Consider the following 15,209-nt stretch of genomic DNA (forward strand, 5'->3'; position numbering starts at 1 on the left):
CGGCCCGACCTGACGCAAGACCCAGGGGCGCGGCCCCAGCGCGTGCTATGAACTTTGGAGTAGGTCGGCAGCATTTCCCAGCATCGGCATGCTGAAGACCACTTCGACGGAACTTGTGGCTGCGCCCAAGCCCCGCCAGCATCGGCTCAACCGCATTCCCGTTCTGCCCCCGCATCCGTGATGGAAGCCACCGTGACCGAACCGACCGCCATTGAAGTTTCAGCCGAAGCCGCATCTCATAAGGGCGAATTTTTCCTGATCGACACCAGCTTCTTGGGAAACGGCAGCGTTCCCGGCATCGAGATCGCCAACGAAGAGAAGCTGATCGATCCGGGGATGAATGTCATCTCGCGTCCTGATGGCATGCCGGATCAGTATCCGGAGCGTCCCCGCCTGGTTCATGTACCGGAGAAGGGCGGAATGCCACGCGATCTGGAAGAGCTCGCTGGCATATGGATTGTGTCGGAGCCGTTGAAGCAACTGTTTGAGCAGTTGGACGCCGAGGCGTTTGCATTTGTGGCATGCGACTTCAGCCTTGCTGACGGCAGCCCCGCCCCTCAGTACTACCTAGGCAATGTGCTGCGCAGACTCGATGCCCTGGATGAAGCCTCTTCTCGCGTGAGGATCAAGCTCGACCACAATTATCAGACCGGCGAGGACGAGAAACTTTATAGCCTCGTCGGCGGAGCCAGCTTGGTGTTCAAACAGGATGTTGTGGGAGATGCCCATATCTTCCGCCAGGATCGCATGGGAGCACCTCCCATCTGCGACCGCGCGATGTTTGACGCATTGAGTGCGGCCAACTTCTCCGGCGTACGGCTGCGCGATGTAGCCCATATTTAGAGCGTGTTATGAACTGTGGAGCAGGTTGGCAGCATTTCCCGGCATCAGCATGCTGAAGACCACGAAGCGAAGCCCCGCCAGTCTGTTGGCTAAGGGCGGCAGGCTGTCACCCAACTACGGTCGGGCGATCGCGGCAAAGTTCATGACACGCTCTAGGCCCGCCCCGCCGCCACGTTGACGCTGATGGCGATGATGAAGACGTTGAAGAAAAAGGCGATGACGCTGTGCGTCAGCGCCGTGCGGCGCAGGCGCCGGTTCACGATCTGCACGTCCGACACCTGGAACGTCATGCCCAGCACCAGCGCGAAATAGGCGAAGTCCCAGTAGTCCGGATCTTCCGTGCCGGGAAAATCCAGCCCCTTGTGCATGGCGTTGCGATGGCCGTAATAGCCATGCGCGTAGTGCAGGGCGAAGATCATGTTCATGTAGAGCCACGACAGGATGATGGTCGCGGCGGCCGCCAGCATGGCCAGCACGCTGCCCACGCCGCTCTCCCCCCGCAGCTCCACCCACAACGCCATCATCACCATGCAGGACAGCGCCACGCTGCTCCACAGCACGCCGGTGCGCCCCACGTCCTGCTGCTGCGCATGCTGGCGCATGGCCGCCGCGCTGGTTCGGCCGAACACCCGCGCCGTCATCAGCAGGAACACCAGCGCCCCCGCATCGAATCCCAGCAATAGCGCCAGGACCCAGGTCACGCCCAGGGCATACAGGCCGCCCGCCGTGACCAGCAGCAGCGCGGCGCAGCCGACCAGGCGGCGATGCGCATGGAAGAACGGCAGGGCGGCGCCGGCAGCGGAATCGTCCTCGGGCTCGAAATCCTTGAGCGGCGGCATGCGGCGCTCCTTTTGGTGTGAGCAGCCCTAACGCTAACCGATGCCGAGCAAACCGACCAGTGCGCCGCCGAACAGCAGCCACAGCGGATGGATGCGGGTGAGGCTGCCCAGCAGCGCCACCACCGCGGTAATGACGCCCAACAGCCAGGTATGCACCGAGGCCTCGGTGATAAGCGCCGCGCTGGCCGCCACCAAGCCCACCGTCATCGGAAAGATGCCCGCCTGAATGACGCCGCGCCAGGGACGGTCCTTGAAGCGTTCCCACAGGCCCAGCGCGATCACGGTAATGATGGACGACGGGCCGAACTTGGCGATGGTGGTGACCAGCATGCCCAGGCCGCCCGCCACATGCCAGCCGACCAGCGTGACCACCATCAGGTTGGGGCCCGGGGCGGCCTGTCCCAGGGCGAACAGCGCGGAGAAATCCGCCGCGCTCATCCAGCCGTGCACTTCCACCACCTGGCGCTGCATCTCGGGCAGGATGGTATTGCCCCCGCCGAACGCCAGCACGGACAGCTCGGAGAAGATCAGGGCCAGGGCGATCAATGTATGGATCATCGACGTTGCCTCCAGACCATCAGGATGCTCAGCGGCGTCAGCACCGCCATGGTGGGCAGAAGCGGAATGCGCAGCACGGCGATGGCGATGAAGCAAGCCGTGGCCACCACGCCGGCCAGCCAGTCGCGGCGCTTGACCACCGGCAACCCGATCTTCACCGCCATGGAAATCAACAAGCCCGCGGCGGCGGCGGCCAGCCCGGCAAACAGGTGCTGGATGTGGGGATCGTTCTGGAAGCGGTCGTACACCATGCCCAGCAGCACCACGATGGCGGACGGCGCCAGGATCAGGCCCATCAGCGCCGCGAACGCGCCGCGTGGGCCGCGGAACTTCATGCCCAGCGCCACCGACAGGTTGATGATATTGCCGCCGGGCAGGAACTGGCACAGGCCCAGCAGGTCGGTGAACTCGGCGCCGCTGAGCCAGCGGTGCTTTTCGACGACCATGCGGCGCGCCAGCGGCAAGGCGCCGCCGAAGGCCGTCAGGCCGAGCATCAGGAAGCCATAGAACAATTGCCCGCAAGTGGGCGCGGGCCGCAAATCGGCCTCGGAGATGGAAGGTGCCGCATTCATCATTTTCATGCCGGCGCCGGGGAAGCGGCGCGGAGTGGGACCGGGGGGAAGGACAACGAGATTGCAGCCTACTCTCCGCCTTGGATAATGTCTAATATATGACTAACTATATATTCATATCGGTTGAATATGGCATCCGTAGATTTAAGACTGCTGCGCTACTTCCTGGCCGTGGCCGAGGAATCCCATCTGACCAAGGCCGCGGCGCGGCTGGGCATCCGCCAGCCCCCGCTCAGCCAGCAGATCCGCGTACTGGAGCAGGAGCTGGGGGTGACGCTGTTCCACCGTCTGCCGCGCGGCATGGAGCTGACCGAAAGCGGCCGCGCGCTGCTGGACGACGCGCGCAACATCGTGGCCCTGGTGGACCAGGCCGTGGAAGGCGTGCGGCGCGTGTCGCAGGGCGAGGCTGGACGCCTGACCGTGGGCTTCACCGGATCGGCGGCCTTCCATCCCTTTGTGCCCTCCGTCATCCGCCGCTTCCGCGAAGCGGCGCCCAACGTGCGGCTGGTGCTGGAGGAAAGCAGCACCGGCGAACTCATGGAGGGCGTGGCCGCGGGCCGCGTGGACGTCGCCTTCATCCGCGGCCCCTATGGCCTGGACCCCGGCGTGGTGGTGGAAACCGTGCTGGAAGAACCCATGCTGGCCGCGTTTCCGGCCGACCACCCTGCCGTCAAGGGCCGTGCGCGCAAGCGCATTGCGCTGGCCGAACTGGCCGATGAATCCCTGATCCTCTACCGCCGCCACAGCGGGCCGGGCCTGTACGACGCCATCATCGCCGCCTGCGGCGCCGCCGGCTTCAGCCCGCGCGTGGCGCAAGAAGCGCCGCGCATGCTGTCCACCCTGAGCCTGGTCGCGGCCGGCCTGGGCGTGTCGCTGGTGCCGGCGTCGTTACGCCGCGTGAACATCGAAGGCGTGGCCTACGTCAACCTGGCCCATCCGGCGGAACTGCGCGCGCCGCTGAACCTGATCTGGCGCGACGAAGCGCTCTCCGGCGCAGCCCGCAAACTGATCGGCGAGGCGCGGCGGCAGCGCGAGGAATCCCTGGCCTGAGCGCGCGGCGCTACACTGCCCGGCACCCGCACTCCGCATTGCAGCCATGACTCCAGATTCACCCATAGGCATCTACGACTCCGGCGTCGGCGGCCTGAGCGTGCTGCGCGCCATCCGCGACGCCCTGCCCCACGAATCCCTGCTGTACGTAGCCGACTCCGCCCACGTGCCCTATGGCGAAAAAACGCAGGACTACGTCGAGCAGCGCGCCAGCACGATCGCCGATTACTTCGTGTCGCGCCAGGCCAAGGCCATGGTGGTGGCCTGCAATACGGCCACCGCGGCCGCCATCGCCCAGCTGCGCCTGCGCCATCCGCAGCTGATCATCATCGGCGTGGAGCCGGCCATCAAGCCCGCCGCGCACCTGACCACGAGCGGCGTGGTCGGCGTGTTCGCCACCACCGGCACCCTGGCCAGCCCCAAATTCGCCGCCCTGGTCCAGCGCGAGGCGCCCGAAGTCCGCATCCTGTTCAGGCCTTGCCCCGAGTGGGTGCGGCTGGTGGAGCAAGGCGCGCTCAGCGGCCCCCAGGCCGAGGCCGCGGTGCGCGCGCCCGTGGCGGAATTGCGCGGGGCCGGCGCCGACGTGCTGGTGCTGGGCTGCACCCACTTTCCCTTCCTGCGCGACGCGATCCAGGCGGCCGCCGGCGCCGATGTGCCGTTGCTGGAAACGGGCGCCCCGGTGGCGCGCCGGCTGCGCCACCAGCTGCAGGAGCGCGGCCTGCTGCGCGCCAGCGGCCCGGGCGGACTGCGGCTGGAGACCAGCGGCTCGGCCGAGGCGCTGGGCGCGCTGGCCGTCCGCCTGCTCGGGCAGGCTGCCGACGCGCACGTCCTGGAGCCGCGCTGGCGCTGACTTTGCGTCGGGTCCGCCGCCCGGTGGCGCGGGCTGATTGCGCCTGGTTTGATCCCGCGCATGACGCGCCTGTCCGAATCGGCGAATAATTCGGATACAGTGGACTACAACGCCGCCCGCGGCGCACACAAGGAGACGCTCATGAAACGCATCCTGATTCCCGTGGACGGCTCGCAGCCCGCCGTCCATGCGGTCCAAGCCCTGCTCGACGCCCGCAGCTACGATCCCGTCGAACGCGTGGAGCTCCTGACGGTCCAGATCCCCCTGAAAGCCGGCAAGATCGGCCGCGGCCTGTCGCAGGCCGAGATCGACGCCTATCACGAGGAAGAAGGCCGCAACGCGCTGCAAGCCGCCAGCGAATTGCTGACCCGGGCCGGCGTGCCCTTCCAGACCCACATCGAAGTAGGCGCCGCCGCCGAGACCATCGTGCGCGTGGCCGACGAATCCGACGCGGATGAAATCTACATGGGCTCGCGCGGGCTGGGCTCGGTGTCGTCCTGGTTCCTGGGCTCGGTCGCGACCCGCGTCCTGCATCTGACGGAGTTGCCCGTCACCCTGGTCAAGTAACCGTCAAGGAGCATCCATGCTGAACATCCTGGTCCCTGTCGACGGCTCCGACAACGCCAACCGCGCCGTCCTGTACGCCCGCCAGCTCGCCCAAGGCGCTGGCGCCGCGCGCATCCATCTGCTCAACGTCCAGACGCCCGTGCAAGGCCGCGCCGGCCTGTCGCGCCTGATCACGCAGGACATGATCGACGAGTTCTACCTGCGCGAAGGCCAGGAAGCCGCGGACGAGGCGCGCAAGCTGCTGGATGTGACCGGCGCCGACTACACCAGCCACGTGGCATTTGGCCATACGGCCACGGAAATCGCCGGATACGCCCACGATCATGGCTGCGTCCGCATCGTCATGGGCACGCGCGGCAATGGCTCGCTGACGAACATCCTGATCGGCTCGGTCGCCAATCAGGTGCTGCAACTGGCCGAAGTGCCGGTCACGCTGGTCAAGTAAGCCCCGGAGGCCGGCCTCAGGCGGCCGGCAGCCATAACGACACCCTCAAGCCGCCCAGCGGCGAGCGCTCGGCGCGCGCCTGGCCGCCATAGGTGCTGGCCAGGTCGCGCACGATATCCAGGCCCAGGCCCGATCCGGGACGCTGTTCATCCATGCGCACGCCGCGCAGGAAGATGCGTTCGCGCTCGTCGTCGGCAATGCCGGGGCCGTCATCGTCGATCTGGATGAGCAACTGACCCGGCCCGGCGGCGCTGGCGCTCACCTGCACGTGGCGCTCGGCCCATTTGCAGGCATTGTCCAGCAGGTTGCCGACCATCTCCTGCAGATCCTGTTCTTCGCCGCGGAACACCAGGCCGTCGGCGAACGCCGGCATTTCCAGTTGCAGGCCGCGCTGCGCATACAAGCGCTGCATGACCCGCAGCAGCCCCTCGATGGGCTTGCGCAGCGGCGTGCGGCTGTCTGCCGCGCCGGACGCGGCGGCGGCGCGGGCGCGCGCCAGGTGATAGTCGATCTGGCGGCGCGCCATGCCGACCTGCTCCTGCACCAGCGCCGCCAGCGGCCCTTCCTCGCGCGCCGCGGCATTGCCCAGGATCGTCAGCGGCGTTTTCACCGCGTGCGCCAGATTGCCGGCCTGCGTGCGCGCACGCTGCACCATGTCGGCATTGACGGCCAGGACGCGGTTGAAGTCGTCGACCAGCGGCTGGATTTCGCTGGGAAAACGGCCTTCGATGCGCACGCTGGCGCCCCCTTGCTGCCCGGCGAGCTGCCGCCTGAGCTTGGCCAGCGGCCGCAACCCGACCAGGACCTGGACCACGGCCGCCAGCGTCAAGCCTGCAGCCAGCGCACCCAGCGAAATCAACAGCATATGGTTGAAGCGTTCGATCGGCTCGGCCAACACCTGGCTGTCGGCCGCCACGATCAGGCGCAGCGGCGCTGCCTCGGTCTCGGCCGGTTCCAGCGTGCGCGTCAGGGCCGTCAGGCTATGCTTTTCCGGCCCCGCGATTTCATACGCCCCGTCGGCGCTGTCCGCGGCGGGCAGCGCCAGCACCTGGTCCCAGAGCGACCGCGAGCGCGCCGCGCCCACGGCCACCGCGCGGCCCTGTTCGTCGAGCCGGTCGATCTGCCAGTACAGGCCGGACAGCGGCTGTTCCAGCCGCGGGTCGCTCAAGGGCGGCGACACCACCAGGCGGCCATCCGGGCTGGTGTTTACCGCGGCTGTCAGCTGGTTCAGGTGCAGGGTCAGTTCGGCGCGCAATTGTTCGGTAATGTGCTGGCGGAACAGGCTGCCCAGGCCCCATCCGGCCAGCACCACCGTGACCAGGATCCAGGCCAGCGTGCCGGCCAGCAAGCGCCAGCGCAGCGAGCCCGGCGCGCGCTGCGGCATCATGCGCCGCCGGCCAGGCGGTAGCCCAGGCCGCGCACGGTTTCGATGGTGTCGGGCGGCAGCTTCTTGCGCAGCCGCGCGATGAACACATCGATGGTGTTGGAATCGCGGTCGTGGTCCTGGGCGTAGACATGCTCGGTCAGCTCGCTGCGCGAAATCACTTCGCCCGCGCGCTGCATCAGCACGGCCAGCACTTTGAATTCATGGCTGGTAAGGGACAGCGCCTGCCCGTCCACCGTGACCTTGGCCAGGCGCGTGTCCAGCATCAGCGGGCCGCAGCGCCATTGCGCGCTGGCGTGGCTGCTGGAGCGGCGCAACAGCGCCCGCACCCGCGCCAGCAACTCTTCCATGTGGAAGGGCTTGGTCAGGTAATCGTCCGCCCCGGCATCGATGCCGGCAACCTTCTCGTGCCAGTTGTCGCGCGCCGTGAGGATCAGCACCGGCATGCCCTGGCCGCCGGCTCGCCACTGCTTGAGCACCGTCAGGCCGTCCATCACCGGCAGGCCCAGGTCCAGCACCACCACGTCGTAGGCCTCGACCGCGCCCATGTACTGGGCCGTTCCGCCGTCCGCGGCGGTGTCGACGGTATAGCCGGCCTGGCGCAAGGCGTCGGCCAGTTGCGTCGCCAGCGTCGGTTCGTCTTCCACTACGAGTATGCGCATCAGTGCTTGTCCCGGAATTGGATGTCGCGTCCCTTCACGCCCAGCACCTTGCCGTCGCGCGCGTCGATCTTCAGCTTGACCAGCCGGCCGCCGCTCTGCAGCAGCCGGATCTCGTAGATGAACTCGCCGTCGTCCTCTTCGAATTCGACCTTGACCACCTGCCCCGGATAATCGCGCTCGACGATGTCCAGCACCGAGCGCAGGGGCAGCACCTTGCCGGCCTGCAAGGCCTGGCGCGCCTGTTCATGGTCGCTTTCATCGGCCAGCCCCGCGTTGGGGCCCGCGGCCAGCGCCAGCATCAGCGCGCCGCAGGACAGCCAGATTCGGGTACGCGTTGCTCGGGTCATGTTTCCTTTCGCAATTCGGAGTTCGCCATGAGCGGCGATTGTCCGCCCATTTATAGCGCCTGGAAAATGAACGGCACGTGAACGGCAGCTTCAGAATTGGTTCATCCGCACACCCGAATAATGCGGTCATGGTCGCCATTCCGGCAACCCGCAACAACCTAGGAGCCATTCCATGACCGCAATCCGCAACACCCTGGCCGCCCTGGCGCTTGGCGCCGCAACCCTGACCGGCACCGCCGCCGTGCACGCCCAGACGCCCGCCCCGGCGCCGGTCCAGCCCGCCGCCACGGCGCCCGCCAACGCGACGCTGACCGTGCGCCAGATCTACGACACGCTGACCGCCGCCGGCTATCGCAACATCACCGAGATCGAGCTCGAGCACGGCCGCTACGACGTCAAGGCCGACAACGCCCAAGGCCAGCGCGTGAAGCTGCGGGTCGATGCCCAGAGCGGCGCCGTCCTGCGCAGCCGCATCAAGGACTGAAGCGCCGGCGCCCGCGCGCCTTTCCACGCTCCGCCCGCATCCGGCGGGCCGAGCGCCCCAACACGGATGCCATCATGAAACCGATAGGAACCGGCGCCGCCGTAGGCGGCTTCTTGCTAGTCCTCACCCTGGCCTGGGGCCTGGACGCGTTCATCCTGCAGCCGCCGGCCGCCGGCGCCTGGTACTGGGTGGCGCGCCAGCAAGGCCTCTACCTCACCGGCGTCTGGTCCATCGGCCTGATGGCCTTGATCATGCTGCTGGCGCTGCGGCCCGCGTGGCTGGAGCGTCCGCTGGGCGGCATGGACAAGATCTACCGGCTGCATAAATGGGCCGGCATCCTCGCCGTGTCAGCAGGCGCCGCGCATTGGTTGCTGAAGCTGGCCAGCGGCCCGTTGAAAAGCCTGGCGGACGCGGGCAACCGCCCCGCCCGCGACGTCGTGCTGACGCTCTTTGAAAGCTCGCGCGGCCTGGCCAAGGACCTGGGCGAATGGTCGATCTACCTGCTGCTCGCGATGCTCGCAATCACCTTGTGGCGGCGCTTTCCCTACCGCGGATGGCGTCTCCTGCACCGCGCAATGCCTGTGCTGTTCCTGGCGTTGGCGTTCCACACGGCGGCGCTGGCGCCCGCGCGCTACTGGAGCGGCCCCGTCGGCCTGCTGCTGATTCCGCTGCTGGTCGCCGGTTCCTATGCCGCGCTGGTGGCGCTGCTGGGACGCGTGGGCAGCGGCCGCCGCGCGCAAGGCAGGATCGTGTCGCTGACGCACCAGCCAGGCGGCATCCTGGAGGTCAGCTGCGAACTCGACGGCAACTGGCGGGAGCATCAGGCGGGACAGTTCGCCTTCGTCACGTTCGACCGCAAGGAAGGCGCCCATCCCTACACCATCGCCAGCGCCCCGCATCAGGGCGAACGCCGCGTCACGTTCCAGATCAAGGCGCTGGGCGACTACACCCGCAGCCTGGCGCGCACGCTGCGCATCGGCCAGCCGGTAACTGTCGAAGGCCCATACGGGCGCTTTCAATTGACCCCGGACGCGGCCTCGACGTCGCAGGTCTGGGTGGCGGGCGGTATCGGTGTCACGCCGTTTCTCGCATGGTTGGAGGCGCTGCAGGACCGGCAGGCCCCAACGCCGCGCGTGTGGCTGCACTACTGCGTGCGCGACGCTGCAACCGATCCCTTCGTGCCGTTGCTCAAGGAACGCTGCGCAGCGCTGGACGGCGTGACGCTCGCCATCCACAGCGCGCGCGACGGCGACACGCTGACGGCCGGTACGCTGGCGCAGGGCGAGGTGGCGGCGGGCCGCGTCGCCGACGTCTGGTTCTGCGGGCCCGCCGGCCTGGCCGACGCGCTCAGGCGCGGCCTGCGCAAGCTGGGCGCCCAGCCCGTGCGCTGGCATCAGGAAGCGTTCCAGATGCGCTGATCGCCCCAGGGTCCGCGGAGGTCCAAGCGTATGATGGACCTCACCGCCCCCGGAACATGCGTCATGCCTACACCCCGCATCCTGCTGGCCGCCGTGATGGCCGCCGCCACGCTCAACGCCTGCGGCGAAATGGCCACGCTGCCGGTCGAAGCCGGCATGGGTCCGTCGCCCCAGCTGCCCGCCCCCAATCCCACCGCCATCCCCACCGTGAAGACCGCCAAGGCCGTCGGCTGGCCCGCGGGTGCGCATCCGGTGGCAGCCAGCGGCCTGGCGGTGACGCAGTTCGCCAGCGGCCTGGACCACCCACGCTGGCTGTACGTCCTGCCCAACGGCGACGTGCTGGTGGCCGAGACCAATGCGCCGCCCAAGCCCGAATCGGCTTCCGGCGGCCTCAAGGCCTGGGTCGCCGGCCTGGTGATGAAACGCGCCGGCGCCCGGACCCCGAGCGCAAACCGCATCACCCTGCTGCGCGATGCCGACCACGACGGCGTCGCCGAAACGCGCAGCGTCTTGCTCGACGGCCTGAACTCGCCCTTCGGCATGGCCTTGATCGGCAACCAGCTGTATGTCGCCAATGCCGACGCCGTGCTGCGCTTTCCCTACGAAAACGGCCAAGAACGCATCAGCGCCCCCGGCGTCAAGGTCACCGACCTGCCGGCGGGCCTGAATCATCACTGGACCAAGAACCTGCTGGCCAGCCCCGACGGCCGCAAACTGTATGTGTCCGTGGGATCCAACAGCAATGTCGGCGAAAACGGCATGGACATCGAAGAGGGCCGCGCCGCCATCTGGGAAATCGACGTGGCCAGCGGCAACAAGCGCCTGTACGCCACCGGTCTGCGCAACCCCGTGGGCATGGCCTGGGCGCCCGACGGCAAGACGCTGTGGACGGCCGTCAACGAGCGCGACGAACTGGGTAGCGACCTGGTGCCCGACTACATGACCTCGGTGCAGGACGGCGGCTTCTACGGCTGGCCCTACAGCTATTTCGGCCAGCACGTCGACACCCGGGTCCAGCCGCCGCGCCCCGACCTGGTGGCGCGCGCCATCGTGCCCGACTACGCGCTGGGTCCGCACACCGCCTCGCTGGGGCTGGCCTGGTCGGGCGGGTCGCGCCTGCCCGCGCCCTACACGGACGGCATGTTCGTGGGCCAGCACGGCTCATGGAACCGCGATCCGCGCAGCGGCTACAAGGTCATCTTCGTGCCCTTTCGCGACGGCAAGCCCGACGGGCCGGCGCGCGACGTGCTGACGGGCTTTCTGAACGAAAGCGGCGAAGCCCAGGGCCGGCCGGTAGGGGTGGCGATAGACCGCCAGGGCGGCCTGCTGACCGCCGACGACGTCGGCAATGTGGTGTGGCGGGTCGCTCCCGCTTCTACAATGGCCGCTCCCAAATAATTCAAGACCAGGAGTGAGCATGAGCACGGAAAAAGTGGCGATCGTCACCGCCGGCGGCAGCGGCATGGGCGCGGCGGCGGCGCGCAAACTGGCGGCCGACGGCTGGCGCGTGGCCATCCTGTCCTCCTCCGGCAAGGGCGCAGCCCTGGCGCAGGAACTGGGCGGCCTGGGCGTCACGGGGTCCAACCGCTCGCCCGAGGACCTGGCGCGGCTGGTGGACGCCACCCAGCAGAAATGGGGCAGGATCGATGCCGTGGTCAACAGCGCCGGCCACGGCCCCAAGGGCCCGCTGCTGGAGATCAGCGACGAGGACTGGCACCTGGGCATGGAGTTCTATCTGCTGAACGTGGTGCGCATCGCGCGCCTGGTCGCGCCGGTGATGAAACAGCAGAAGTCCGGCGCCATCGTCAATATTTCGACCTACGCCACCTTCGAACCCGAAGCGCTGTTCCCGACGTCGGGCGTGTTCCGCGCCGGACTGGCCGCCTTCACCAAGGTGTTCGCCGACGAGTACGCCGCACACAATGTGCGGATGAACAACGTGCTGCCCGGCTTCATCGACAGCCTGCCGGAAAAGGAAGACCGCCGCGCGCGCATTCCGATGGGCCGCTACGGCACCGCCGAAGAAGTCGCCGACCTGATCGCGTTCCTCGCTTCCGACGCTTCTTCCTACATCACCGGCCAGAACATCCGCATCGACGGCGGCATCACGCGCTCGGTCTGAAGCTCATGCTTTAGGACTAGTCTCTCGTCCGAATGACGGTATTGAAGCCCGCCCGGGGCTTCAGTACCGTAGGTTTTCGCATTCGACGAGGTGCCGCGCATGTCCGCTACGCCGTCAGCGGCTGCGCCGCAGTCCGCCGATACTTCCCCTGCAAAGCCGACCCCGGGCCAGGCTTCCCGCTTCCTGGCGCAGGCCACGTTCGGCCCCACGCCCGCCGACATCGACGCAGTGGTGCGCGACGGCTACGCGGCCTGGCTGGACGCGCAGCTGGCCATGCCGCCGTCGCAGACCCATTTCGACTGGCTGCTGCAGCAGCGCAAGAACACCGAGGAATTCAAGGGCAACGGCATCAACGCGCCGCTGGAATCCACGCTGTGGCGCAAGTTCATCTCCGCCCCGGATCAGGTCCGCACGCGGGTGGCGTTCGCGCTGTCGGAGATCTTCGTGGTGGGCGTATCGTCCATCACCGCGTCCTGGCCGCTGTTCGGCGCCGCGGGTTTCATGGACCTGCTGGCGGAACATGCCCTGGGCAATTACCGGCAGCTGCTGACGGCCGTCACCCAAAACCTGTCGATGGGCTGCATGCTGACCTATCGCGGCAACCGCAAGGAAGATCCCAAGACCGGCCGTCATCCGGACGAGAACTACGCCCGCGAGGTCATGCAGTTGTTCAGCATCGGCCTGTTGGAGCTGCAGGCGGACGGGTCCGTCCGGATGGTCAACGGCGCACCCGTCGAGACCTACACCAACGCCGACGTGCAGGGACTGGCCAAGGTGTTCACCGGCTGGGACATCAACGGCCCGGAAACCGACGTCGAATTCCACCGGCGCCCCATGGCCCTGAACAACGCGCTGCACTCGCTGGCTGAAAAGCGCTTTCTGGGCGCGGTGGTGCCGGCGGGGACCGACGGCCACCTGTCGCTCAAGCGCGCCATGGAGGTGATCTGCGCCCATCCCAACGTGGGGCCCTTCATCGGCACACAGTTGATCCAGCGGCTGGTCACCAGCAATCCCAGCCGCGCCTATGTCGCGCGCGTGTCGGCCGCCTTCGACGACGACGGCAGCGGCACGCGCGGCAACCTGAAAGCCGTGGTGCGCGCCGTCCTGCTGGACCCCGAGGCGCGCAACCCGGACCTGGCCGCGCCCGGCTGGGGCAAGGTGCGCGAGCCCATCGTGCGCTTCGCGGCCTGGGCGCGCGCCTTCGGCGCCACCTCCAACAACGGCGCCTGGGCCATGCCGGACACCACCGACAACACGATCCGGCTGGCCCAGAGCCCGATGCGGTCGGCCAACGTCTTCAATTTCTTCCGCCCGCGCTACGTGCCGCCTGTGACCGAGCTGGCGCGCCGGCATCTGGTCGCGCCGGAACTGCAGATCACCGACGAAACCAGCATTGCCGGCTACCTGAACTTCCTGGCCATCTATGTGGACCGGGGCTGGGAGGATCTGCAGACGCCCTACGCCGCCGAGATCGCGCTGGCGCAGGATCCGGCCGCCCTGGTGGCGCGGGTGGCGCTGCTGCTGGCGGGCGATGCCTATTCCGCCGAGACCGCCGGCAGCATCGCGCGCGCCGTAGCCACGATACCCGCGGGCCGGCCGCGCGACCGCGTGCGCGCCGCCATCATGCTGGTGGCCGCCAGCCCCGAATACCTGGTGCAGAAATGAAGAATTCCCGCCACGACGCGCAAACCAGCCGCCGCGAATTCCTGCTGCGCGCCTGCGCGCTGGGCGCCACGGGCGCCGCCGCGCCGCTGGCGCTGAACCTGGCTGCCCTGGGCGCGGCCGCGGCGCAATCGGCGCCGGCCTCCTCGTACAAGGCGCTGGTCTGCGTGTTCCTGTACGGCGGCAACGACCCCTACAACTCGCTGGTGCCCTATGACACGGCCGCCTACAAGGCCTACGCCCAGGCGCGCACCGACATCGCCTTGCCGCGCAACACCCTGCAGGCCACGGCGCTGCGCGGCAAGGAGCCCGCGCCCGGCGGCGCCCAGTTCGCGCTGGCGCCATCGCTGGCGCCGCTCAAGCCCTTGTATGAAAGCGGCGACATGGCGGTGCTGCTGAACATAGGCCCGCTGGTTGTACCCACATCCAAGCAGGAATACATAGGCGCGCGTGTCCCCCTGCCGCCCAAGCTGTTTTCGCACAACGACCAGCAGTCGTACTGGCAGGCGCTGGCGCCGGAAGGCGCGGCGTCGGGCTGGGCCGGAAGGCTGACCGATCTGTTCGCCGACGCCAACGCGCAGCGCACCTTCACGGGCATCACCGCGGGCGGCAGCAGCGTGCTGCTGGCCGGACGCAAGATCGCCGGATACCGCGTAGGCATCCACGGCTCCACGCAGATAGACCTGCTGGGCCGCGACATGTATGGATCCAGCGCCTGCACGGCCTTGCTGCGCCAGCTGATCACGCAGCCGCGCGAACACCTGATGGAGCGCGAGATGTCGCGCATCGCCGCCCAGTCCATCGACGCCGACGGCCGCCTGCGCGCAGCGCTCGCGGATGTAGCCGTGCCGGGCGACTTCTCGTCGCCCCTGGCGCAACAGCTGAAGATCGTCGCCCGCATCATCGCGGCCAGGCAGGCGCTGGGCGCGCGCCGCCAGGTTTTCTTCGTCTCGCAGAACGGCTACGACAACCACTCCGGCTTGAACGACACCCACCCGGCGTTGCTGAAGGAACTGGGCCAGGCACTGGCCGCGTTCCAGCAGGCCTTGTCCGCGATAGGCGTGGCGGACAAGGTGACCACCTTCACCGCCTCCGAGTTCGGCCGCACCCTGGGTTCCAACGGCAACGGCTCCGACCATGGCTGGGGCTCGCACCACTTCGTGCTGGGCGGGGCGGTCAAGGGCGGACGCTACTACGGCAGCCACCCCGAAATCGCCCTGGACGGCCCCGGCTTCGTCGACAACGGCCGCCTGTTGCCTACCTTGGCCGTGGATCAGCTCGGCGCGTCACTGGGCGGCTGGTTCGGCGCCAGCCGCGAGGACCTGGGGCTGGTGTTCCCGAACCTGCGGCGCTTTGATGCGCATGCGCTGGATTTGCTGCAGCGCGCGTAAAGCCACGCCGGCGGC

17 protein-coding genes are annotated in these 15,209 nt (G+C 68.2%); 11 read left to right on the top strand and 6 right to left on the bottom strand.

Going from position 1 to position 15,209, the window contains the following annotated elements; genetic code table 11:
• Window positions 1-177 precede the first annotated feature (177 nt).
• A complete protein-coding gene (locus ACM1PE_RS21710; RefSeq protein ID WP_419340890.1) occupies window positions 178-843 on the top strand; it encodes an imm11 family protein in 666 nt (221 codons plus the stop codon).
• Between the two features lie 152 nt (window positions 844-995).
• Here ACM1PE_RS21710 and ACM1PE_RS21715 read toward each other — a convergent pair whose 3' ends face one another.
• From ACM1PE_RS21715 to ACM1PE_RS21725, 3 genes are read right to left on the bottom strand one after another with little or no spacing between them, the layout of a single operon-like run.
• Window positions 996-1,682, bottom strand: a complete 687-nt coding sequence (locus ACM1PE_RS21715) for a DUF1345 domain-containing protein (RefSeq protein ID WP_059377911.1) — start codon at window positions 1,680-1,682, stop codon at window positions 996-998.
• Window positions 1,683-1,715: 33 nt separating this feature from the next.
• A complete protein-coding gene (locus ACM1PE_RS21720; protein ID WP_059377909.1) occupies window positions 1,716-2,240 on the bottom strand; it encodes a chromate transporter in 525 nt (174 codons plus the stop codon).
• Entirely contained in the window at window positions 2,237-2,815 is a 579-nt protein-coding gene (locus ACM1PE_RS21725; protein ID WP_059377906.1) for a chromate transporter, read from the bottom strand. Before ACM1PE_RS21725 ends, ACM1PE_RS21720 begins: the two co-directional genes overlap by 4 nt.
• Window positions 2,816-2,941: 126 nt before the next feature.
• On the opposite strand from ACM1PE_RS21725, the gene ACM1PE_RS21730 reads away from it, so the two are divergent.
• The 4 genes from ACM1PE_RS21730 to ACM1PE_RS21745 all read left to right on the top strand — a co-directional run bounded on the left by ACM1PE_RS21730 (window position 2,942) and on the right by ACM1PE_RS21745 (window position 5,724).
• Window positions 2,942-3,862, top strand: coding sequence for a LysR substrate-binding domain-containing protein (locus ACM1PE_RS21730; RefSeq protein WP_059377903.1), 921 nt, complete (start codon window positions 2,942-2,944; stop codon window positions 3,860-3,862).
• A 46-nt stretch (window positions 3,863-3,908) separates the two neighbouring features.
• Window positions 3,909-4,712 carry a glutamate racemase gene (gene murI, locus ACM1PE_RS21735; RefSeq protein ID WP_419340891.1) on the top strand — a complete coding sequence of 268 codons (804 nt, stop codon included), beginning with the start codon at window positions 3,909-3,911 and terminating at the stop codon, window positions 4,710-4,712.
• Between the two features lie 141 nt (window positions 4,713-4,853).
• Complete coding sequence (locus ACM1PE_RS21740; protein WP_251881048.1) at window positions 4,854-5,279, top strand: universal stress protein; 426 nt, start codon at window positions 4,854-4,856, stop codon at window positions 5,277-5,279.
• Window positions 5,280-5,295: 16 nt separating this feature from the next.
• Window positions 5,296-5,724 (top strand): universal stress protein, encoded by a 429-nt coding sequence (locus ACM1PE_RS21745; RefSeq protein WP_059377897.1) that lies wholly within the window; start codon window positions 5,296-5,298, stop codon window positions 5,722-5,724.
• Window positions 5,725-5,740: 16 nt separating this feature from the next.
• Here ACM1PE_RS21745 and ACM1PE_RS21750 read toward each other — a convergent pair whose 3' ends face one another.
• From ACM1PE_RS21750 to ACM1PE_RS21760, 3 genes are read right to left on the bottom strand one after another with little or no spacing between them, the layout of a single operon-like run.
• Window positions 5,741-7,111 carry a sensor histidine kinase gene (locus ACM1PE_RS21750; protein ID WP_280016580.1) on the bottom strand — a complete coding sequence of 457 codons (1,371 nt, stop codon included), beginning with the start codon at window positions 7,109-7,111 and terminating at the stop codon, window positions 5,741-5,743.
• Entirely contained in the window at window positions 7,108-7,770 is a 663-nt protein-coding gene (locus ACM1PE_RS21755) for a response regulator transcription factor (protein ID WP_059377893.1), read from the bottom strand. Before ACM1PE_RS21755 ends, ACM1PE_RS21750 begins: the two co-directional genes overlap by 4 nt.
• On the bottom strand, window positions 7,770-8,069 hold the full coding sequence (locus ACM1PE_RS21760; protein WP_223283490.1) for a PepSY domain-containing protein: 300 nt from the start codon (window positions 8,067-8,069) through the stop codon (window positions 7,770-7,772). The genes ACM1PE_RS21755 and ACM1PE_RS21760 overlap by 1 nt, the downstream gene beginning before the upstream one ends.
• A 220-nt stretch (window positions 8,070-8,289) precedes the next feature.
• Between ACM1PE_RS21760 and ACM1PE_RS21765 the strand changes: the two genes are divergently transcribed.
• From ACM1PE_RS21765 to ACM1PE_RS21790, 6 genes are all read left to right on the top strand, one after another.
• A complete protein-coding gene (locus ACM1PE_RS21765; protein WP_419340892.1) occupies window positions 8,290-8,601 on the top strand; it encodes a PepSY domain-containing protein in 312 nt (103 codons plus the stop codon).
• Window positions 8,602-8,675: 74 nt separating this feature from the next.
• Window positions 8,676-10,019 (top strand): ferric reductase-like transmembrane domain-containing protein, encoded by a 1,344-nt coding sequence (locus ACM1PE_RS21770; RefSeq protein WP_419340893.1) that lies wholly within the window; start codon window positions 8,676-8,678, stop codon window positions 10,017-10,019.
• A 63-nt stretch (window positions 10,020-10,082) separates the two neighbouring features.
• Window positions 10,083-11,417: a PQQ-dependent sugar dehydrogenase gene (locus ACM1PE_RS21775; protein WP_419340895.1), complete on the top strand. Its 1,335-nt coding sequence runs from the start codon at window positions 10,083-10,085 to the stop codon at window positions 11,415-11,417.
• 19 nt (window positions 11,418-11,436) lie between these two features.
• Window positions 11,437-12,141: an SDR family oxidoreductase gene (locus ACM1PE_RS21780; protein ID WP_059377879.1), complete on the top strand. Its 705-nt coding sequence runs from the start codon at window positions 11,437-11,439 to the stop codon at window positions 12,139-12,141.
• A 99-nt stretch (window positions 12,142-12,240) separates the two neighbouring features.
• Window positions 12,241-13,806 carry a DUF1800 domain-containing protein gene (locus ACM1PE_RS21785; RefSeq protein WP_419340897.1) on the top strand — a complete coding sequence of 522 codons (1,566 nt, stop codon included), beginning with the start codon at window positions 12,241-12,243 and terminating at the stop codon, window positions 13,804-13,806.
• Window positions 13,803-15,194, top strand: coding sequence for a DUF1501 domain-containing protein (locus ACM1PE_RS21790; RefSeq protein WP_419340899.1), 1,392 nt, complete (start codon window positions 13,803-13,805; stop codon window positions 15,192-15,194). Before ACM1PE_RS21785 ends, ACM1PE_RS21790 begins: the two co-directional genes overlap by 4 nt.
• The last annotated feature ends 15 nt before the right edge of the window (window positions 15,195-15,209 follow it).

It is taken from the genome of Achromobacter sp. PD1, assembly GCF_048541815.1.
GTDB classification, from domain to species: Bacteria; Pseudomonadota; Gammaproteobacteria; order Burkholderiales; family Burkholderiaceae_B; genus Achromobacter; species Achromobacter bronchisepticus_A.